Raw genomic sequence first — 19,860 nt, 5'->3', positions numbered from 1 at the left:
GAATCTATGGCAGCAAATTCGAACGGGCAGAAAGCGGAAGCTTCCGCGAAGAAGCTTCGCACCCGGCCCCTGGCGGCATCCGTCATCTTGATTGGCGGCTTGGCGCTGCTCGCGTTCAGCATGGCCTTATCCATCTCGATCGGTGCCAAGGACATCGGCTTGTCCGTCGTATGGGACGCGATATGGCACTTTAATCGCGACCTGACGGATCATCAGATCATACGCTCGCTGCGGATGCCCCGCACGATCGCCTGCATGCTTACGGGCGCGGCGTTCGCGGTCGCAGGATCCGTTATGCAGGGCATGACGCGCAATCCGCTGGCCGATCCCGGGCTGCTCGGGATCAATGCGGGGGCAGGCTTCATGCTGGCGGTCTGTTTCGCCTTTATTCCGCATCTGCTGTTCGGCCAGCTGATCTGGATGTCGTTCGCCGGCGCTGCCGGCGCCACGGCGCTCATCTACGGTCTGGGAAGCCTGTCGCGGGGCGGGCTGACGCCGGTCCGCCTGGCGCTGGCCGGCTCCGCCGTATCGGCGCTGCTGCTCGCGATCAGCGAAGGCATCGCCTTGAAGTACCGGATCGGCCAAAGCCTGGACTTTTGGCTGTTCGGCGGCGCCGCGGGCGTCCGCTGGGCGCAGGTGGACGTGATTCAATGGTGGATCGGCGGCGGCCTATTGGCCGCTTTCATGCTGGCACGCTATATTACGCTGCTTAGCCTGGGAGAAGAGACGGCTGCGGGCATCGGCGTTCGCGTCGGATTGATCAAGCTGATCGGAGCCGTCATCATCCTGATCCTAGCGGGGGCATCCGTGTCGGTCGTCGGTTTCGTCAGCTTTCTCGGGCTGATGGTACCGCACATAACCCGTTATCTTGTCGGCGTCAGCTACCGATGGATCGTTCCATGCTCGGCGATACTGGGCGCGCTGCTGTTCGTGCTCGCGGATCTGGGCGCCAGAATGGTGCGGCCGGGCACGGAAACGCCTGTCGGCGCGCTTATCGCGATCATCGGCGTGCCGTTCCTTCTCTACCTGGCCAGACGCGAAGGGAGGGAGCTGTAATGGCCGCGAAGTCGATCTACGCAGCCTCGGACACGAGGCGAAAAGCGAAGGCATGGTCCACCGTCGTCGGCTTAGCCCTGCTCGTCGTCGTCGTTTTCGTGATCAGCATGAACACCGGATTTATTCGGCTTAGTCCGCTCGACGTCGGTAAAACGCTTTTGGGCTTCGGCACGGACAAGCAATCGCTTATTTTGTTCCAGTTCCGATTGCCCCGCATCGTCATCTCGGTGCTCGTCGGCGCCGGCTTCGCGCTCGCCGGTTGCATCCTTCAGGGCATCACGCGCAATCCGCTCGCGGACCCCGGCCTCATCGGCGTCAACTCGGGCGCGAGCCTGATGGTCATCCTGTTCGTCGCGCTGCGCCCGTCCATCAGCGCCTCTCCGCCCTACACGCTGCCTTTCCTTGCGTTTTTCGGCGCGGCGGCGGCCGGCGCGCTCGTCTACTTCCTCGCGTATAAAAAATCGGACGGCGTCTCCGTGCTTCGTCTCGTCCTCGTCGGCATCGCGGTGCAGGCGGGCATCAGCGCGGCGATCATCGTCCTGACGCAGCGCTTGAACCCCGAGCAATACCAGTTCGCCGCGACCTGGCTCGCCGGCAGTCTGTGGGGCGCCAATTGGAAGTTCGTCCTGACGCTGCTGCCCTGGATGGCGGTGCTGATCCCGTTCGTCATGGCGAAGGCCAGGACGCTGAACGTGCTCAGCCTGGGCGATCACTTGTCCGTAGGGCTGGGCGCCCGGCTGCAGCGGGAACGTCTGCTGCTGCTCCTCGCGGCGGTCGCTCTGGCTGGCAGCTGCGTCGCCGTCGGCGGCGCGATCAGCTTCATCGGGCTGATCGGTCCGCACCTCGCCAGACGGCTCGTCGGCTCCAGGCACGAGATCCTGCTGCCCGCGTCCGCGCTGTCCGGCAGCGTGCTTCTGATCGCTGCGGATACGATCAGCCGCATTTCCGACACGCCGACTGGCATCATCGTCGCGATCATCGGCGCGCCGTACTTTATTTATTTGCTGGCGCGCGCCAGATAAAGCGCGAGGATCGTTCGGTCCCGCGCTTGATGGATGGTGGAACGCCTATGGAGGCGTGGCGCGGCAGTTGCCGAACGGAAGCGGCAGCGCGAGTGCCCGTAATGTGCCGGCGACGGCGAAGGATCGATGCATCCCGGACGTGCATGCGGACTCAGGATCCGTTATTTCGTTGTAATCGGCTTCTTGGTGTGCGGAGCGGACTCAGGATCCGTTATTCTCACTAAAGTGGAGGGATTCGTGTGTTGAAAAGCCTAATAACGGTTCTCCTGTCCGCAAAAGGTCGGTTCGGGCCGTATAACACGAAAATAGCGAATCTGTAGTCCGTAAGCGGGAGTCTGGATTTGCATAAAATAAAAACAAAGGAGCCGCCCCTTGGTCATTTTCATGACGATAGGGGCGGCTCTTTCACTGCGTATATGCCGAATCTTAAAGCTCGATCGCGATGCGGCGCTCTCCTGCCGAGCGTCTTACCTTCAGGCCGAGTCCGTCCGCCGCGGTCTCACCGCCGGTCACGGCGCGAACCGATTCGATCCCGCGCAGCTGAATCGACCAGTCGGCGGCGTCGGCGGCTTCGCCCGAAGCCGTGACCGAGATCGTGCCGCCGCTGCGCTCGGCAGTGACCGTGAGACGGACTGCGCCGTCTTCGCCGACGATATCCGCGGAGGCGGAAGCGCCGTCCCCGAGCTCGAACAGGTGGAGCGTTACGCCGGTCGTATAATCGTAGTCCGGACGGTCGTCGGTCGCGCCGACCGCGATGAGCGATCCTTCGCGGGCGTACAGCGGCAGACTCATGTAATCGTAAGTCTCGCGATGCCACGAGCCGCCCTCGACGACGTCGCCGGACAGGAAGTGCGTCCATTTGCCCTTCGGCAAGTAATAGGCCGATTCGCCTTCGCTGTTGAAGATCGGCGAGACGAGCAGGGAGTCGCCGAGCATGAATTGGCGATCCAGGTAATCGCAGGCCGGATCTTCGCCGAACTCGAGCAGCATCGCGCGCATCATCGGCAGACCGATGCGGCTGGAATCGGCCGCCTGGGCGAACAGGTACGGCATGAGGCTCGCTTTCAGCTTGGTAAAGCGGCGGAGCACGTCGACCGCTTCTTCGTCGAACAGCCACGGCACCCGGTACGATGTGCTGCCGTGCAGGCGGCTGTGGCTGGACAGCAGTCCGAAAGCGACCCAACGCTTGTACAGGTCGGGCGTAGCGCTCTGCTCGAAGCCGCCGATATCGTGGCTCCAGAAGCCGAAGCCCGAGAGACCGAGCGACAGGCCGCCGCGCAAGCTTTCCGCCATCGATTCGAACGTCGCTTCGCAGTCTCCGCCCCAGTGCACCGGGAACTGCTGGCCGCCGGCCGTGGCCGACCGGGCGAACAACGCCGCTTCGCCGCGGCCCTTTTTCTCCTCGAGGACGTCGAATACGACCTTGTTGTACAGCTGCGTGTAATAGTTATGCATCTGCTGCGGGTCCGATCCGTCGAAGTAGACGACGTCGTCAGTCGGGATCCGCTCGCCGAAGTCGGTCTTGAAGCAATCGACGCCCATATCGACAAGCGCCCGCAGCTTGTCGCCGAACCAGCGGCAGGCATCCGGATTCGTGAAGTCAACGATGCCCATGCCGTACTGCCACAGGTCGGTCTGCCAGACGCTGCCGTCCTTCCGCTTGAGCAGGTAGCCGTTCGCCATGCCTTCGTCGAACAGCTTGGAGCGCTGGGCGATATACGAGTTGATCCAGACGCAGATCTTGAGACCCTTCGCCTTCAATCGATCGAGCATTCCCTTCGGATCCGGGAATACGCGTTCGTCCCATTCGAAGTCGCACCATTGGTACTCCTTCATCCAGAAGCAGTCGAAGTGGAATACGGACAGCGGGAGATCGCGCTGCGCCATGCCGTCCACGAAGCTGTTCACGGTCTCTTCGTCGTAATTCGTCGTGAACGAAGTCGTCAGCCAAAGGCCGAACGTCCATGACGGAGGAAGCGCGGGCTTGCCGGTGAGCGACGTGTAATTGGCGAGCACTTCCTTCAGGGAGTCGCCGCCGACGATCATGTATTCGAGCTGTTCGCCCTGCACGCTGAACTGCGTTTTCGATACCTTTTCCGATGCGACCTCGAAGGAAACGAGCTCCGGATGGTTGACGAACACGCCGTAGCCGCGATTCGTGACGTAGAACGGCACGTTTTTGTACGCTTGCTCGGAGGCCGTGCCGCCGTCCTGGTTCCAGATATCGACGCTTTGCCCGTTTTTGACGAAAGCGGAAAAGCGTTCGCCGAGTCCGTATACTGTTTCGCCGACTGCCAGATCGAGCTGCTCGCGGAAATAGTGAACGCCGTCCGCGCCCTTCACGAATCCGGTCTGGCGGAATCCGCTGCCCGTCAGCTTGCGGCCTTTATAATAATAAGTAATGCGAAGCGGATGCGCCTTCTCGATCGAGACGCTCGTATCGCCGCTGGTCAGCGTAACCCGATCCTCGCCGTCCTCGATCGTCGCTGCAGCGCCTTCTTGACCGCCGGTCAGCGGGAAAGCGCCAGGCGACAGCCGTTTGCGACCTTTGTGGTGATACAGCTTTACGCGAATGACGTCGGGAAGGGGAGAATCGAATTCGATCGTCGTAAGCGCTTCGTTCAGCGTATTGCCGCGGTGCTCGAGATGGCGATGCGGCGCGAACACCGTCAATTTGTTCGGGGCGATGTCGATGCTGTGCACCTCGTAAGGCGTCAGCACCTCGAAGCCTTCGCGGGTCAGCCAATAGCCGTTGCTGAATTTCATGGAATCGGACCTCCTGTTCGAGCGATAGGAAACCGCTCTCTTTAAGTAACATAATACCGATTGATTTATCGAATTTCTTGCAATATTATGCTTATAAATAACACGATTATGAGGCGGCTGCGATTACGTGGACAATAAATTGTTAAAAGAGGACCGCCGGCACGGCACGCCGGGCTTCCCGGTCGGCTTCTATCAGCAAGCGCGGACGCCCCAGGAAGGCATTCTCGATTTTCATTGGCACGAGGAGATCGAGTTTCTAAGGGTGACGTCCGGTCGAGCCGTTTTTCAAATCGGTTTGTCCGCTTACGAAGTGTCCGCAGGAGAGGCCTTGTTCATACCCGGCGGGCTGCTGCACGGCGGATACCCGCTCGAAGCGTCGGATTGCGCGTACGAAGCGCTCGTCTGCGACCTCGGCTGGCTGGACGGCGGCCCGGACGACGCGATCTCCGCGCGCTATTTGCGTCCGCTGCAGCGCGGGCGGTCAGGACCGCCGCACCACTGGACGCCGGATACGCCTTGGGGCGAGGCGGCGATCGCGGCGATCGCGGCCGTTCAACGGCTCGAGCATGCCGTTGCGCCCGCGCGCGAGCTGCGGGTTAAAGCGGGCCTGCTTAGTCTGATCGCGGATCTGATCGACGCAGGACAATGGCAATCGCGATCGCCGGCGGACGAAGGCGAGAGCCATGCGGCGGAAAGGTTGAAGCAGGCGTTGGTCTTCATGGAAACGAACTTCGCGCGCAAGTTAAGCCTGCGGGAGCTCGCCGACGTGGCCGGCATGAGCGAAGGGCATTTTAGCCGCATGTTCAAAGCGTACATGCGAAGGACGCCGGTCGAATATCTGAACCGTCATCGAATCCGGTATGCGGCCGGCAGGCTGACCGCGTCCGAATCGACGATCTCCGAGGTCGCGCTGGAAGCGGGCTTCGATAACTTCAGCTACTTCATCAAGCTGTTTCGCGGCATTTACGGCTGCACGCCAAGAGCCTACCGAAAGGCCGGTACAGCGGACAAGGGACCTGCTTTGCATGCCGCGGCAACAAAAAAAGAATAGCGCCGCGATTCGCGAAGGCGCTATTCCTTTTTATTCATTTATTGGCCGCCCGACTTGCTGCCGTCGCGCGGAGGACGCGGAGGGCGCTTTGCGCGGAAGCGGGGCGACACGTAGTTGTGCTTGCGATCGCGGAAAAAAATCCAGCCGCCGATGAAGCCGACGCCGACGAGAAATAAAACGAATCCCAGCAAAAAGTGCCACAGATCAAAATGGGGATCGGGCAGGTTGACGTTCCCGAACTGCGCGAAATAATCGAACAAGGCGTCCTTCATCAGCAGGAAGCCGTATGCGGCGGCGAGGCCGGGCACGACGAGCATGAGAATGGCGATCAAGCGCGAGATCACGAGCTTCAACGGTCATGTCCACCTTCCTGTTCTATGCTCTAATGATAGCGATTTATCGAGAATATGTCCATCGTAAATGAGAACGTAAAAGGCGCGAGTGCTTGGTATCGTTCGCTTTTAACAGAAATGGTGGGAAATGGTGACCGAACTGCCGCTAATACGGCGAACTTTTTTGTTGCGGCGCGAGACGCTATAATGGTAGGGTCGGCGGGAATCAAGAAAGCGGCGTGCTTTTACGAAGACGCCAAGCTCTATATACATATTCATGCTGCTGCAAAGCCTAAAAATCCGGAGGTACCTTCATGCCAATCGAAGTCGACGTCGCCATCCTGGGCGGCGGCCCCGGCGGTTATACCGCCGCCGTACGTGCCGCTCAAGCCGGACGAAGCGTGGCTATTATTGAAAAGGACAAGCTCGGCGGCACCTGCCTGCATCGCGGCTGCATTCCGAGCAAGACGCTGCTTCGCAGCGCCGAAGTATACGCTACGGTAAGAAGCGCCGCGTCTTACGGCGTCCGTCTGGCCGAGGCCGACGGCGTCAGCGTGGACTGGAGCGCCGTCCTGAACCGCAAGGACGACGTGGTCGGACAGCTTCACAAGGGCGTAGAGGCGCTAATGAAGCAAAACCGCATCCAGGTGATCCGGGGGGCCGGCCGGCTGACCGGTCCGTCGATCTTCTCGCCGCGCGGAGGCGCGATCGCCGTCGAGCTCGAGGACGGAGAATCGGAGACCGTCGTGCCTCGTCATCTCATCTTGGCGACAGGATCGCGCCCGCGAAGACTCGAAGGATTGCCGTACGACGGCGTTCGCGTCGTGACGAGCGACGAAGCGTTGACGTGGCCGTCGCTGCCGGCCAGCGCGATCATCGTCGGCGGCGGCGTCATCGGCGTCGAATGGGCGTCGCTGCTCGGCGACTTCGGCACGGCGGTGACGCTCGTCGAGACGGCGGACCGCCTGCTGCCCGGCGAAGACAAGGATATCTCCTCGGAGCTGGCCCGCCGGCTCGAGAAGCGAGGCGTGAAGCTGCGTCTGGGCGCGAAGCTGGATGCTTTGTCGTGCGTGTCTGCGGAAGGGAGCGTATCCGTCCGCATCGAGACGTCCGCCGGCGAAGCCGAGACGCTCGAGGCGGAGCGCATGCTCGTATCCGTGGGACGCGTCGGCAACGTCGAGAACCTCGGCTTCGAAAATACGGACGTCAAGGCGGCAGGCGGCTTCGTGACGGTGAATCCGGCAACGCTGCAGACCGGGGAGCCGCACATCTATGCCGTCGGCGACGTCATCGGCGGCGTACAGCTGGCGCACGCGGCGATGCACGAGGCGGAGGTCGCGGTCGCCCATATTCTCGGGCAGCCGATTCCCCGTACGCCCGACCGCGACGTGCCGCGGGCGATCTACAGCCGGCCCGAGGCCGCGGCGATCGGCTGGACCGAGGCCGCGGCCAAGGCGGCCGGCTTCGAGACGCGCGCGGTGAAGCTGCCGATGCGGATCTTCGGCAAGGCGCTCGTGCACGGCGAGCCCGAAGGCTTCGCGAAGGCGATCGCGGACCGCAAGACGGGCGACCTGCTCGGCGTCCATCTCGTCGGTCCCCATGCGACCGACCTGATCGCCGAAGCGTCGCTCGCGAAGCTGCTGGACGCGGTGCCGTGGGAGATCGGCCGCGCCATTCATCCGCATCCGACGTTATCCGAAGCGATGCAGGAAGTGATGCAGGCCGTCTCCGGCTCCGCTTCGCACGGTTCTTAAAGGAAGCAGCGCCAGGCTTTCGCCGCGGCGCTTCGCGCACGCGGTTTCGCCGGATTTTCAGGCGAGGCCGTTTTGCGTTGCGGGAGCTGGCCGAAGACGCGGCGCGCGCTGGAGCAAGCTGCACCCGTGGCGATTAACCGAACTCCGCTCCGCCCGCGGTTTCTTTTTCGAACGTGCCGCTGTATAATAGGTTCTAGGTTCAAGTATTAAGACCAGGTTATAACACTAACGACAACTTCTAAAACGAATCCTAAAACGAAAAGCCGGGAGGGACGCTTCATGACCCAGAAAGGCAGCGTAGAACAACAAGCGCGGCATATCGCGCTGGGCTTGACGGACGAACGGGCCGTCGCCATGTACGAGACGATGATGCTCGCGCGCAAATTCGACGAGCGCGGCCAGGTGCTGCAGCGCGCCGGGAAGGTGAACTTCCACATATCGGGCATTACGCAGGAGCCGTCGCAGGTGGCGATGGGCTTTGCCATGGATCGCGACAAAGACTGGTTTCTACCTTATTACCGCGACTACGGTTTGGTGCTGACCGTCGGCATGACCGTCAAGGAGCTGATGCTGGCGCTTTACGGCAAGGGCGAGGACCCGAACAGCGCCGGACGCCAGATGTCCGCGCACTTCGGCTGTCGACGTCTCCGCATCGCGACGGGCTCAAGCCCCGTGACGACGCAGGTGCCGCACGCGGTCGGCTTCGCGCTCGCCTCGAAGATCCGCGGCGAATCGTCCGTGGCGATCGTATCGTTCGGCGAAGGCTCGAGCAACCAGGGCGACTTTCACGAAGGCTGCAACTTCGCGGGCGTGCAGAAGCTGCCCGTTATCTTCGTCTGCGAGAACAACGGCTACGCGATCTCGGTGCCGCTGTCCAAGCAGACGGCCGGCCGCATCAGCGACCGCGCGCTCGGCTACGGCTTCCCCGGCATCCGGGTCGACGGACACGATCCGCTTGAAGTGTACCGCGTGTTCCGCGAGGCGCACGAGCGCGCGCTGGCGGGCGAAGGGCCGACGCTCGTGGAGATCATGACCTATCGCGTCACGCCGCACTCGACGTCTGACAACGACATGGCCTACCGTACCAAGGAAGAGGTCGACGAAAACCGGTCCAAGGACGCACTGCCGGCCTTCCGCGTATATTTGGAGCAGCTCGGGCTTTGGTCCGAGGCGCAAGAACAGGCGCTTCAACAGCGCATCCGCAAGGAGCTCGACGAGGCGACGGCCTATGCCGAGCAAGCGCCGTACCAGTCGGCGGAGGACGCCTTCCGCTACGTGTACGCCGAAGACAACGGGGAGGTGCGCTAACGCATGCCGGTAATCGAATATATCGACGCGATCCGATTGGCCATGAAGGAAGAGATGGAGCGGGACGACAGCGTGTTCGTCCTCGGCGAGGACGTCGGTCTCAAAGGCGGCGTGTTCGGCACGACCAAGGGACTGCAGCAGCAGTTCGGCGAGGACCGGGCGATCGACACGCCGCTCGCGGAATCCGCGATCGCAGGCGTCGCGATCGGCGCCGCGATGGCGGGCATGAAGCCGATCGCCGAGATGCAGTATTCCGATTTCATGTTCCCGGCGGCCAACCAGATCATCAGCGAGGCGGCGAAGATCCGTTACCGCTCGAATAACGACTGGAGCTGCCCCGTCGTCATCCGCGCGCCGATCGGCGGCGGCGTATTCGGCGGCCTGTACCATTCGCAGTGCACCGAATCGGTGTTTTTCGGCACGCCGGGCCTCAAGATCGTCGCGCCCGCGACCGCCTATGACGCCAAGGGCCTGCTTATCTCCGCGATTCGCGATCCGGATCCCGTCATTTTTTTCGAAAATAAAAAATGCTACCGTCTCGTAAGCGACGAAGTGCCCGAAGGCGAGTACACGGTGCCGATCGGCAAAGCGAACGTGCTGCGCGAAGGCAGCGACATTACGGTGATCAGCTACAGCATGCCGCTTCATTTTGCGATGCAAGCCGCCGAGGAACTGTCGCGCGAAGAAGGCGTCGAGGCGCACATCCTCGACCTGCGCACGATCCAGCCGCTCGACCGCGAGGGCATCCTCGAAGCTGCCGCGCGCACCGGCAAGGTGCTGATCGTTCACGAGGACAACAAAACAGGCGGCATCGGCGGCGAAGTCGCCGCGATCATCGCCGAGGAGATGCTGTACGACCTCGACGCGCCGATCCGCCGTTTGTGCGGTCCCGACGTGCCTGCGATGCCGTACAATCCGGTGGGCGAAAAGCAGTTCATGCTGAACAAGGATAAGCTGAAGGCGGCCATGCTGGAGCTGGCGCGATACTAGAACCGTCACGGGAAGGAGCTGAACGGACTTGAGCAAAAAGATTACCGAAATCATCATGCCGAAGCTGGCCGAATCGCTGGAGACCGCGACCGTGGACCGTTGGCTGAAAAAGCCGGGCGACTACGTCGAAATGTACGAGCCGCTCTGCGAGCTGATCACGGACAAGGTAAGCGCCGAGCTGCCGTCCACGGCCCGCGGCGTGCTGGTTAAAGTGCTGGCGGGCGACGGCGAGACGGTGAACGTCGGCAGCGCGATCTGCCTGATCGAGACCGAGGAGGCCGACGCCTACGCGGAGATTCCGGGCGGCGCGCTCGCCGCCGGCCTTCAGCCGACCGACGACGCGGTGCGCGCGGCCGAACGCGAAGCGAACGACCGGCCGCCGGCGCAGAGGCAGGCTTCTGCCGCAGCAGGCGCCGCTGGCCAAGAGATGCGCCAACGCTATTCCCCGGCCGTGCTGAAGCTGGCCGCCGAGCACGGCATCGACCTCGCCCGCCTGGCGGGCACCGGCATGGGCGGCCGCATCACGCGCGCCGACGTGCTGGCTGCGGCATCGTCCGGCGTCGCTGCCGGCCCGCAGACGCAGGCGGCTCCCGCCGCCTCGGCCGCACCCGCGCAGCAAGCCGCTCCGACGCCGGCCGCGCCGGCGACCGCCAGTGCAGCGCCTTCGTCCGCGAAGCCGTTCGAGCAGATGGATCCCCGCGTGCAGGTACGCTCGGGCGGTCTTCACCTGTCCGAATCGCCGCGCATCCCGACGATCGAGATCGAGGGTCACGAAGTGCCCGGCCGCGGCGAATATTTCATCGACGTCACCCCGATCCGCAATACGATCGCGACGCGCATGCGCCAGAGCGTGACCGAGATTCCGCATGCCTGGACGATGATCGAGGTGGACGTGACGAATCTCGTCGTGCTGCGCAGCAAGCTGAAGGACGAGTTCAAGCGGACGGAAGGCATCAACCTGACGTACATGCCGTTCCTCGTCAAGGCCGCCGTCGGCGCGATCAAGGATTATCCGATCATGAACTCGGTATGGGCGACGGACAAGATCATCGTGAAGCGAGACATCAACATGGCGCTGGCGGTCGGGACCGAGGATTCGGTCATCACGCCGGTCATCAAGAACGCCGACCAGAAAAACATCGCCGGCATCGCGCACGAGATCGACGACCTGGCGAACCGCGCGCGTCACGGCAAGCTCAAGCTCGAGCATATGCAGGGCGGTACGTTCACGGTCAACAACACGGGCTCGTTCGGCTCGATCCTGTCGCAGCCGATCATCAATTATCCGCAAGCCGCGATCTTGACGTTCGAGTCGATCGTGAAGCGCCCCGTCGTCATCAACGACATGATCGGCGTGCGTTCGATGGTCAACCTGTGCCTGTCGCTCGACCACCGTATTCTTGACGGCGTCATTTGCGGGCGGTTCCTGCAGCGGGTCAAAGAAAACCTCGAGAGCTACAGCCTCGACACCAAGCTTTATTGATATACGGCTTGAACCGATTCGGCGAGAGGTCGCCCGCGAGCGCGCAAGGCGCGCCAGCGGGCGGCCTTTTGTCACGGAGCTTGCCCGCTTCGCTCGTTTGCGGCAGCACGGGGCTTGCGCTACAATAGGGAGGTTAACGGGGAGGCGAGATGGACATGAGCATGCTGGACACGGCCAAGCTGGGCCGTATCGAGTACGGGGAAGCGTGGGATCTTCAAAAGGCGCTGATCCGGGACATCGGCGCGGGGGAGCGCGAGGATACGCTGCTGCTGCTGGAGCATCCGCCGACCTATACGATCGGCACGGACCGTCATCCCGAGCATCTGCTGATGTCGCCGGACGAGCTCAAGCGACGGGGCATCTCGGTATTCGAGATCGACCGCGGCGGGGATATTACGTATCACGGCCCGGGACAGCTCGTCGGATATCCGCTGCTTTATTTGGACGCCGAGGGGCTCGATTTGCACAAGTACTTGAGAGATCTTGAAGAGGCGCTGATCCGCCTGCTCGCGGAGTTCGGACTCGTCGGCGGCAGAAAGCCCGAGTATACCGGCGTCTGGATCGGCGACCGCAAGGTGGCTGCGATCGGCGTCAAGTTCAACCGGGCGCGTACGAGACGCGGCTTCGTGACGAGCCACGGATTCGCCTTCAACGTGAAGCGGGGCGTAGAGCAAGAGGGGTTCGGCGGCATCGTGCCGTGCGGCATCCAGGAATACGGGGTCACCTCGCTCGAAGCCGAGACGGGCCTGACGCTCGAGGTCGAGGAGATCGCGGAGCGGGTGCTCCCGCATTTCCGGGACGTATTCGGTTACGGGAGCTTGCGGTCCGTCACTGAAGCAGCGATCCGATCGACAGCAGCACGGTAGAGGCCAGCATGGCGATCAGCATAACGTAGACGACGATTTTAAACCAGCGCGTGTTGTTCATCGGAACCATCCTTTACGGCAATATGATGAATGAGCATATTCCTTATTTTAACCGATTTGACGCACGCTTACGAGGAGGATCCGCATGGTCCAAAAAGAACGCCTGATCGAAGAATTCATGGAATTGGTGCAGATCGACAGCGAGACGAAGCACGAGCAAGCCATCCGCAAGGCGCTCATCGCGAAGTTCGAGGCGCTTGGCCTTACGGTCGAGGAAGACGACGTCGCGGAGAAAATCGGCCATGGCTCGGGCAACCTGTTCGCCTGGCTGCCGGCGACGCCTGGCGCCGAATCCGCGCCCGTGCTGCTGTTCACGTCGCATATGGACACGGTCGCGCCGGGCCTTGGCATCAAGCCGCGGCTCGACGACGACGGCTATATCCGCAGCGACGGCACGACGATCCTCGGCGCCGACGACAAGGCGGGCCTCGCCGCGATCTTCGAGGCGCTGCGCGTGCTGAAGGAGACGGGCGCTTCGCACGGCGCCGTCCAGTTCGTCATCACGGTCGGCGAAGAGTCCGGCCTGCTCGGCTCCCGCGCGATGGACGGCTCGCGCCTCAAGGCGAAGTTCGGCTATGCGCTCGATTCCAACGGCAAGGTCGGGGAGATCGCGGCCGCAGCCATCACGAACTCCCGCCAATACATCACGATTTACGGCAAGGCGGCGCATGCAGGCGTCAATCCCGAGGACGGCATCAGCGCCATCCAGGTCGCGTCCAAGGCCGTCTCCAAGATGAAGCTCGGACGGATCGACAAAGAGACGAGCGCCAACATCGGCCGTTTCGAGGGCGGCGGCGAAGTGAACGTCGTCGTCGACAAAATCAAGATCTACGCCGAAGTGCGCAGCCGCTCGAACGAGAAGCTCGATGCGCAGGCGGAGCTCATGCGCCAGGCCGTCGCGAGCGCCTGCGAAGAGACGGGCGCGACGTTCGACTTCGTGAGCGAAGTGATCTACCCGGCTTACAGCTACACCGAAGCGGACGAAGTCATCCAGATCGCGAGCGCGGCGATTCGCAGCGTCGGTTTGACGCCGAGCCTGTTCTCGTCCGGAGGCGGCAGCGACGCCAACATGTTCAACGGCAACGGCGTGCCGACCGTCAATCTGGCCGTCGGCTACGAAGATATCCACACGACGAAGGAACGGATCAAAGCCGACGACATCGTTAAGGTGACGGAGCTTGTCCTGGCCATCGTCGAAGAAGCGAAACGTCATTGATTCAAGCGCTATCCATTCAAAAAGCCGGATCGTCCGGCGGCTCGAGCCGCCGGACGATCCGGCTTTTTTTACTATACAGCACAACGCAGTCCATCAATCGATTGAAAAGTGAAGAAACGTACAAGGGGCTATCGGTCAAAAGGACACGATGGAGAGCCGCACCCTTTCGTCGCTTACGCCTATCGCGCAAAAGTACAGGATTTTTACCCGAAACACCCGGGCTCTCGCTTAAAAAGACGAGCTATCGTGCATGTTTGCGCGATAGCTCGTGAAATTCCTTCATACCTGCCTTGAATGTTGCCCTTTTGCAGGATAGCGCCGAAGGTTAGCGGGCTCGCGCAATGACAACTTCAGAAGGTTCTCTGACAATGAACCGCGAGTCCCGATGCAACGCATGGGCCGCAGCCGATCGGTCAACGTGGCAAGAGGGCGGGCGCAATCGCCTCCGCGAACCAATCCGGCTGCTTGCGTTTGCGGCTGTCCTGCGTCAACACCGCTACAAGCTCCGCTTGGGGAACGACGTAGATGTATTGACCGCCGAAGCCGCGCGCGTAATAGTATGAGATCGTTCCAGGCCTCATGTTCGAAGACGCGGCGGACGACCCTTCGGCTTCCTCTCCGGCGTGAGACGGGGAGCTGTCCGTCGCCGTTCGGCCGGGCTCATCCGGCGGAACGTCCCAGGGCTCGACGCTTGTAGCGCGTTTGCCGGGGAGATCGCCCGGCTTATACGTCCCGCACCACCAATGCCAGGCATAAGCGCCGTCATAGGGCGGACTCGCCTGCACGACAGGCTGCACGGCAGTATCGGCGAGCTCGGCGGAATAGAACCGATGTCCGCCCCAGCTTCCGCGTTGCAGCTGAAGCTGCCCCAGCTTGAGCAGGTCGGCAGGACGCAAACGAAGTCCGAAGCCGCCCGTATGGATGCCCTGCGGATCGGTCTCCCAAGCGTAGGCCTCGATGCCGAGCGGGCCGAACAGCGATCGTTCGGCGAACGCAGCGACGGTCATGCCCGCCGCCTGGGACAGAATCGCGGACAGCAGCTGCGACACGCCCGAGTTGTAAGTCATTTTATGCCCGGGCGCTTCGAAGAGCGGCTGCGCCAGGACATGTCCGACCCAGTCGGGCGTGCGCGTCATGCGCGGAAAGCTGTTCAAGCCCCCGAACTCCTGCCAACGAATGCCGGACGTCATCGTGAGCAGGTGCAGCAGCGTCATTTCCCGTTTGCGCGGATCCGGATCGCGGGCCAGCTGCGGGAAAAACAAGGAGATGGGCACGCCGGCCGGGGCAGGCAGCAGGCCGCGATCGAACGCGATGCAGAGCAGGATGGACAGGACGCTTTTCGTGCATGAATTGATCTTGGCCGGCTCTTGCGCCATGTCCGGCTGTCGGTATTGCTCGAATACGAGGCGGCCCCGCCGGCTGACTATACAGCTGCGGAGCGAATAAGGCGCGATCGCCGCGTTTAACCGATTCAAGTCCAAAGGCGACCCCCTCGAGCGTCATGCGTTACGCTCTATTTTACCCGATGTTGTCGGATCGGACACGCTTTCTTTCGAATTACCGAAACTTAGTTAGTAAAATTTATAAGTAAATTTACAAAAAAATCAGGGTGCGTTATCATAAAAGGAAAACGCTTGCCGAAAGGAAGAACGACGATGATTGCCTTAAAGGACATCGCCAAAATCGCGGACGTATCCATATCGACCGTCTCGAACGTATTGAACGGACGAAAAAACGTCGGCCGGGAGACACGTGAGCGCATTTTGCGGATCTGCGAAGAATACGGCTACGATACGAGCGGCGCGGGGAAGAAGGCCAAGGCGGGGCAAAGCAATACGGTGCTCTTTATTTTCAGCGACTTCGACCGGGATTTTTATATGAAAATTATAGAAGGGATTAGCGATTGCTTGACGGAGAACGGCTTCAATCTCGTCGTCTGCACGAACAAGTCGAGCGCGGACTTCATGCGGGCCAGCTTCGCCGGCGGCGCGATCTGCCTCGACGGGAGCATGACCGACGCCTTTCTGGCGGAAGTGGTCGCGAAGGAGATGCCGGTCGTCGTCATGGATCGGATCATGGAAGGCGGCCAGGCCAACGCCAAAAGCGTCGTCGTCGACAATTATCCCGTCATGTGCGAGCTTGTTCAGGCGCTCGTCGACCGCGGCATGAAGCGCTTCGGCTACATCGGCGGAATGAGCCATACGCTGGACAACAAGGAGCGGTTTGCCGGCTTTGCGGATACCCTGGCGAATAATCGAATGACTTTTGATCAAAAATACTATTATCACGGCAACTACCGGGAAAACAGCGGATATCAGGCCGCGAAGCTCATGCTGCTCAGCAACGATCTGCCCGATGTCGTCGTCTGCGCTAACGACAGCATGGCGCTCGGAGCCATCAAAGCGTTCGAGGAGCACCGCGTGCGCGTGCCCGCGGACGTGTCCGTCACCGGCTTCGACGATTCGGCGATCGCGGAAATGGCGGGACTGACGACGGTCGCGATACCCAGATACGAAAGCGGATATATCGCGGCCAAAAAATTGCTTGAGCTGATTGGCGGACAGGCTGCCGAAACCGGCCCTTTTAAGATGGGCGCATCGATAAGATGGAGAAAAACAGTAAAGTAGACTTATTGTATTGAGACGTTTTACGAGATTTTACTAATAATTTTACTTAAAAACTTCGTAAAAACGCTTCCTTCATCGTTGACAGCGATTTCAAAAGTCATTATAGTGGGTATATAGTCAACGGTGGCGATTTATTTTACTTAAACCAATAAAAGCAGGGGGCGTTTTACTTGAAATTAGTAAAAAATGTTTCGGTTTTACTGACGGCGACTGCCGTCGTCGGAATGCTCGCGGCATGCGGCAACTCGAACGACAATAACAATGCGGGCGCGAGCGGAACTGCCGGCGCCAGCGGAAGCGCGAGCGCCACGGGGACGGCTTCGGCGGCGCCCGAGAAGCTGAAAAAAATCTCGCTGTTCCAATCTAAAGTCGAGATCGCGGAACCGCTGGAGAAGCTGGCCGACACGTACAAAAAAGAAACGGGCAACGAAGTGGAAGTGTGGGGCTCCGCCGGAGACGCCTACATGACCCAGCTGCAGGCGAAGCTTGCCGCGGGCGAAGGCCCGACTATTTTCAGCGTAGGGACGGGGGCGGAAGCGGAGAAGCTGAAGTCGTATTACGCGGACCTTTCCAACGAGCCATTCGCTAAGAATATTGCGCCGGACATGGCGCTCAAGGACGGCGACAAGATCGTCGGCGTGCCGTACGGCGTAGAAGGCTTCGGTCTGGTCTACAACAAGAGCCTGATCGATCCGAAGGACGTCAAGGACGTCGACGCGCTGACGAAGGCGCTCGAGAAGTTCAAGGCCGAGGGCAAGAACGGGCTTAGCCTCTCGCAGGAAGCTTACTTCCTGATCGGACATATCATTAACACGCCGTTTGCGCTGCAGGCCGATCCGACAGGCTTTATCGACAAGCTGAACAAAGGCGAAGTGAAGATGGCGGATACGAAGGAATTCCAGGAATTCGCCAAAGTAATGGAAGCGATCCGCGCGAACGCCGTCAATCCGATGGAAGTGAAGTACGATTCGCAAATGGGCGACTTCGCGACCGGCAAGACGGCGATGGTCCACCAGGGCAACTGGAGCTACGGCATGCTGAAGGATTACGGCGACCTGGGCTTCGACATCGGGATGATGGCGCTGCCGATCGCCGGCAACGACAAGATCGCGGTCGGCGTAGCGAGCAATTGGGTCGTTAACAACAAAGCCGATGCCGATCAAGTGAAAGCAGCCTCAGCGTTTCTGAACTGGATGCTCACAAGCGACGCCGGCAAGAACGCGATCGTGAACGAGTTCAAGTTCATTCCGGCCATGACGAATATCGATGCGGGCGATCTGGACCCGCTGTCTCAGACGGTGTTCGAAGCGACGAAGGCGGGCAACACGATCCCGTGGGCGCTCAACTACTTCCCGCAAGGGATTATTGTCAACGATCTGGCCCCTGCCGCCCAGCAATTTTTCCTCTCCAAGGACATGACGGGCGAGCAGTTCCTGCAAAACCTGGATAAAGCTTGGGCGAACGGAGCGAAATAAAAAAAGCCTTGACCGAAGGCTTAAGACGAAAGCCTAACCCGATACTGGCGTTAGGCTTTCGTTGTCGCCGGGTCAACGTCATTCATTCGAATCGAGGTGATTCCCTTGTCCAAGAACAATAAAGGCTGGTTTGCTTTATTCACCGCACCGCTGCTGCTCGTCTTCACGACGGTCGTCATCCTGCCGTTCATCATCGGCATCGGCTATTCCTTCGTCTCCTGGGACGGCATCCCCGCGAACCCGAAAGTGTTCGTCGGACTGGACAATTATGCGACGCTGCTGCAGGACGAACGGTTTCTTAGCTCCGCATGGCGAACGATCGAATTCACCGTGCTCGCGCTTGTCCTCGTCAACGTGCTCGGGCTTGCCATATCGCTGCTCGTAACGATGAAGCTTCGCGTCAGCAATGCGGCCCGGACGATGTTTTTCCTGCCGAATCTAATCGGCGGCCTGATCCTAGGCTATATTTGGCAGTTCATTTTCACCGACGTATTCAAGTTCCTCGGCGACAAGACGGGGCTCGATTCCGTGTTTTTCAATTGGCTTATCCATCCGCAGACCGCCTTGTATGCCATGGTCATCGTATTCACTTGGCAAATGGCCGGCTACACGATGATTATCTACATTGCCGGCATCCAGGGCATTCCCGACGAGCTTGGCGAAGCTGCCCGGGTTGACGGAGCTAATTTATGGCAGCGTTTGACCCGCATCGTGTTTCCGCTGCTAATGCCATCGTTTACGATCTGCCTGTTCCTGACGCTATCCGGCGCATTCAAAATTTTCGACGTTAACCTGTCGCTCACCAAGGGCGGACCGAACAATTCGACCGAGCTGTTCGCCATGAATATTTTTAACGAAATTTTCGGTTACGGCAATTACGGTCTCGGTCAGGCCAAAGCGATCGTATTCTTCATTCTCGTGGCCGCGGTCACGCTGACGCAGGTCGTCATCACGAAGAAGAAGGAGGTCCAGTACTAATGAACAGAGCGAGCCGAACGACCGTCAGCACGCTGCTGATCGCGCTGGCGCTGGCCTTCTTGTCCCCGATCTATCTGATGCTCGTCAATTCGTTCAAGGACCGGGCCGAGCTGTACAGGAGCGCGCTCGCGCTTCCTTCGTCCTATAGCTTCCAATATTATTCGAAGGCGATGGACAAGATGAATTTCTTGACCGCCTTCGGCAACTCGCTTTACATCACGATCGTATCCGTGCTGTTCGTCGTCGTCCTCGCCTCGATGACGGCCTGGATGCTCGTACGTACAGACGACCGGCTAAGCCGGATCATCTTTTTGGTATTCGTCTCGACGATGCTTATCCCGTTCCAGACGCTGATGATGCCGCTGATGCAGGTGATGGACTGGATCCGGACAACGCTGCATATTCCGATGCTCAATACGCGCGGCGGCCTCATTTATATGAATATCGGCTTTCATGCCAGCATGGCGGTCTTCTTGTTCCACGGCTTCATTAAGTCCGTTCCCGTGGCGCTCGAGGAAGCGGCCACGCTGGACGGCTGCAGCAAATTCGGCGTGTTCTGGCGGATCGTTTTTCCGATGCTTAAAACCATAACGATCACGGTCGCCATCCTGGACGTCATCGCGATGTGGAACGACTACCTGCTGCCCTCGCTCACGCTGTCCGACAAAGCGCTGCGCACGATTCCGCTCTCTACGTTTTACTTTTTCGGCGAATTCACGATCCAGTGGAATCTGGCGATGGCCGGTCTCACGCTTACGATCATTCCGGTCGTCGTATTTTATATGTTCGCCCAGAAGTACATTATCAAGGGCATCGCCGCCGGCGCGGTCAAGTAAGCGTAAAAAGGGACGGTTGACATCGAGACAAGACTTCAGC

Annotated in this window: 17 protein-coding genes; 13 read left to right on the top strand and 4 right to left on the bottom strand. The window is 60.5% G+C overall.

What is annotated here, in order from left to right:
• Positions 1-6: 6 nt before the first annotated feature.
• Positions 7-1,056: a FecCD family ABC transporter permease gene (locus BM235_RS11850; protein WP_090113041.1), complete on the top strand. Its 1,050-nt coding sequence runs from the start codon at positions 7-9 to the stop codon at positions 1,054-1,056.
• Positions 1,056-2,078 carry a FecCD family ABC transporter permease gene (locus BM235_RS11845; protein ID WP_090113039.1) on the top strand — a complete coding sequence of 341 codons (1,023 nt, stop codon included), beginning with the start codon at positions 1,056-1,058 and terminating at the stop codon, positions 2,076-2,078. The genes BM235_RS11850 and BM235_RS11845 overlap by 1 nt, the downstream gene beginning before the upstream one ends.
• Before the next feature lie 426 nt (positions 2,079-2,504).
• Here BM235_RS11845 and yicI read toward each other — a convergent pair whose 3' ends face one another.
• Positions 2,505-4,844: an alpha-xylosidase gene (gene yicI, locus BM235_RS11840; RefSeq protein ID WP_090113037.1), complete on the bottom strand. Its 2,340-nt coding sequence runs from the start codon at positions 4,842-4,844 to the stop codon at positions 2,505-2,507.
• Between the two features lie 127 nt (positions 4,845-4,971).
• On the opposite strand from yicI, the gene BM235_RS11835 reads away from it, so the two are divergent.
• Complete coding sequence (locus BM235_RS11835) at positions 4,972-5,895, top strand: AraC family transcriptional regulator (protein WP_090113035.1); 924 nt, start codon at positions 4,972-4,974, stop codon at positions 5,893-5,895.
• Between the two features lie 38 nt (positions 5,896-5,933).
• Here the strand turns inward: BM235_RS11835 and BM235_RS11830 are convergent, their stop codons facing one another.
• Positions 5,934-6,248: a DUF2627 domain-containing protein gene (locus BM235_RS11830; protein WP_090113033.1), complete on the bottom strand. Its 315-nt coding sequence runs from the start codon at positions 6,246-6,248 to the stop codon at positions 5,934-5,936.
• A 293-nt stretch (positions 6,249-6,541) separates the two neighbouring features.
• On the opposite strand from BM235_RS11830, the gene lpdA reads away from it, so the two are divergent.
• From lpdA to lipB, 5 genes are all read left to right on the top strand, one after another.
• Positions 6,542-7,981 carry a dihydrolipoyl dehydrogenase gene (gene lpdA / locus BM235_RS11825; protein WP_090113031.1) on the top strand — a complete coding sequence of 480 codons (1,440 nt, stop codon included), beginning with the start codon at positions 6,542-6,544 and terminating at the stop codon, positions 7,979-7,981.
• 279 nt (positions 7,982-8,260) lie between these two features.
• Positions 8,261-9,289: a thiamine pyrophosphate-dependent dehydrogenase E1 component subunit alpha gene (locus BM235_RS11820; protein WP_090113029.1), complete on the top strand. Its 1,029-nt coding sequence runs from the start codon at positions 8,261-8,263 to the stop codon at positions 9,287-9,289.
• Between the two features lie 3 nt (positions 9,290-9,292).
• The gene (locus BM235_RS11815; RefSeq protein ID WP_090113027.1) at positions 9,293-10,279 is read left to right on the top strand and encodes an alpha-ketoacid dehydrogenase subunit beta; all 987 of its coding nucleotides are present in this window, start codon (positions 9,293-9,295) and stop codon (positions 10,277-10,279) included.
• 28 nt (positions 10,280-10,307) lie between these two features.
• Positions 10,308-11,762 (top strand): dihydrolipoamide acetyltransferase family protein, encoded by a 1,455-nt coding sequence (locus BM235_RS11810; protein WP_369803503.1) that lies wholly within the window; start codon positions 10,308-10,310, stop codon positions 11,760-11,762.
• Between the two features lie 149 nt (positions 11,763-11,911).
• On the top strand, positions 11,912-12,628 hold the full coding sequence (gene lipB, locus BM235_RS11805; RefSeq protein ID WP_090113025.1) for a lipoyl(octanoyl) transferase LipB: 717 nt from the start codon (positions 11,912-11,914) through the stop codon (positions 12,626-12,628).
• On the opposite strand, the gene prli42 is transcribed toward lipB, so the two are convergent.
• On the bottom strand, positions 12,591-12,689 hold the full coding sequence (gene prli42 / locus BM235_RS11800) for a stressosome-associated protein Prli42 (RefSeq protein WP_090113023.1): 99 nt from the start codon (positions 12,687-12,689) through the stop codon (positions 12,591-12,593). The genes lipB and prli42 overlap by 38 nt on opposite strands.
• A gap of 84 nt (positions 12,690-12,773) precedes the next feature.
• Between prli42 and BM235_RS11795 the strand changes: the two genes are divergently transcribed.
• Positions 12,774-13,904 (top strand): M20/M25/M40 family metallo-hydrolase, encoded by a 1,131-nt coding sequence (locus BM235_RS11795; RefSeq protein ID WP_090113021.1) that lies wholly within the window; start codon positions 12,774-12,776, stop codon positions 13,902-13,904.
• 413 nt (positions 13,905-14,317) lie between these two features.
• Here the strand turns inward: BM235_RS11795 and BM235_RS11790 are convergent, their stop codons facing one another.
• Positions 14,318-15,379: a serine hydrolase domain-containing protein gene (locus tag BM235_RS11790; RefSeq protein WP_369803502.1), complete on the bottom strand. Its 1,062-nt coding sequence runs from the start codon at positions 15,377-15,379 to the stop codon at positions 14,318-14,320.
• Positions 15,380-15,559: 180 nt separating this feature from the next.
• On the opposite strand from BM235_RS11790, the gene BM235_RS11785 reads away from it, so the two are divergent.
• The 4 genes from BM235_RS11785 (at position 15,560) to BM235_RS11770 (ending at position 19,820) form a co-directional block, all read left to right on the top strand.
• Positions 15,560-16,531: a LacI family DNA-binding transcriptional regulator gene (locus BM235_RS11785; protein WP_090113016.1), complete on the top strand. Its 972-nt coding sequence runs from the start codon at positions 15,560-15,562 to the stop codon at positions 16,529-16,531.
• Between the two features lie 170 nt (positions 16,532-16,701).
• Positions 16,702-18,006, top strand: coding sequence for a sugar ABC transporter substrate-binding protein (locus BM235_RS11780; RefSeq protein WP_090113014.1), 1,305 nt, complete (start codon positions 16,702-16,704; stop codon positions 18,004-18,006).
• A gap of 105 nt (positions 18,007-18,111) precedes the next feature.
• The gene (locus BM235_RS11775) at positions 18,112-18,984 is read left to right on the top strand and encodes a carbohydrate ABC transporter permease (protein ID WP_090113012.1); all 873 of its coding nucleotides are present in this window, start codon (positions 18,112-18,114) and stop codon (positions 18,982-18,984) included.
• On the top strand, positions 18,984-19,820 hold the full coding sequence (locus BM235_RS11770) for a carbohydrate ABC transporter permease (protein WP_090113010.1): 837 nt from the start codon (positions 18,984-18,986) through the stop codon (positions 19,818-19,820). Before BM235_RS11775 ends, BM235_RS11770 begins: the two co-directional genes overlap by 1 nt.
• Positions 19,821-19,860 lie beyond the last annotated feature (40 nt).

This window comes from Cohnella sp. OV330 (assembly GCF_900112065.1).
In the GTDB taxonomy this organism is placed as follows: domain Bacteria; phylum Bacillota; class Bacilli; order Paenibacillales; family Paenibacillaceae; genus Cohnella.
This window is presented reverse-complemented; position numbering and strand designations above follow the sequence as displayed.

Coding starts and splice junctions, on each gene's coding strand:
- prli42 (WP_090113023.1), bottom strand. CDS start 12,689: ATGAACAACACGCGCTGGTTTAAAATCGTCGTCTACGTTATGCTGATC.
- BM235_RS11770 (WP_090113010.1), top strand. CDS start 18,984: ATGAACAGAGCGAGCCGAACGACCGTCAGCACGCTGCTGATCGCGCTG.
- BM235_RS11815 (WP_090113027.1), top strand. CDS start 9,293: ATGCCGGTAATCGAATATATCGACGCGATCCGATTGGCCATGAAGGAA.
- BM235_RS11795 (WP_090113021.1), top strand. CDS start 12,774: ATGGTCCAAAAAGAACGCCTGATCGAAGAATTCATGGAATTGGTGCAG.
- BM235_RS11785 (WP_090113016.1), top strand. CDS start 15,560: ATGATTGCCTTAAAGGACATCGCCAAAATCGCGGACGTATCCATATCG.
- lpdA (WP_090113031.1), top strand. CDS start 6,542: ATGCCAATCGAAGTCGACGTCGCCATCCTGGGCGGCGGCCCCGGCGGT.
- BM235_RS11845 (WP_090113039.1), top strand. CDS start 1,056: ATGGCCGCGAAGTCGATCTACGCAGCCTCGGACACGAGGCGAAAAGCG.
- BM235_RS11820 (WP_090113029.1), top strand. CDS start 8,261: ATGACCCAGAAAGGCAGCGTAGAACAACAAGCGCGGCATATCGCGCTG.
- lipB (WP_090113025.1), top strand. CDS start 11,912: ATGGACATGAGCATGCTGGACACGGCCAAGCTGGGCCGTATCGAGTAC.
- BM235_RS11850 (WP_090113041.1), top strand. CDS start 7: ATGGCAGCAAATTCGAACGGGCAGAAAGCGGAAGCTTCCGCGAAGAAG.
- yicI (WP_090113037.1), bottom strand. CDS start 4,844: ATGAAATTCAGCAACGGCTATTGGCTGACCCGCGAAGGCTTCGAGGTG.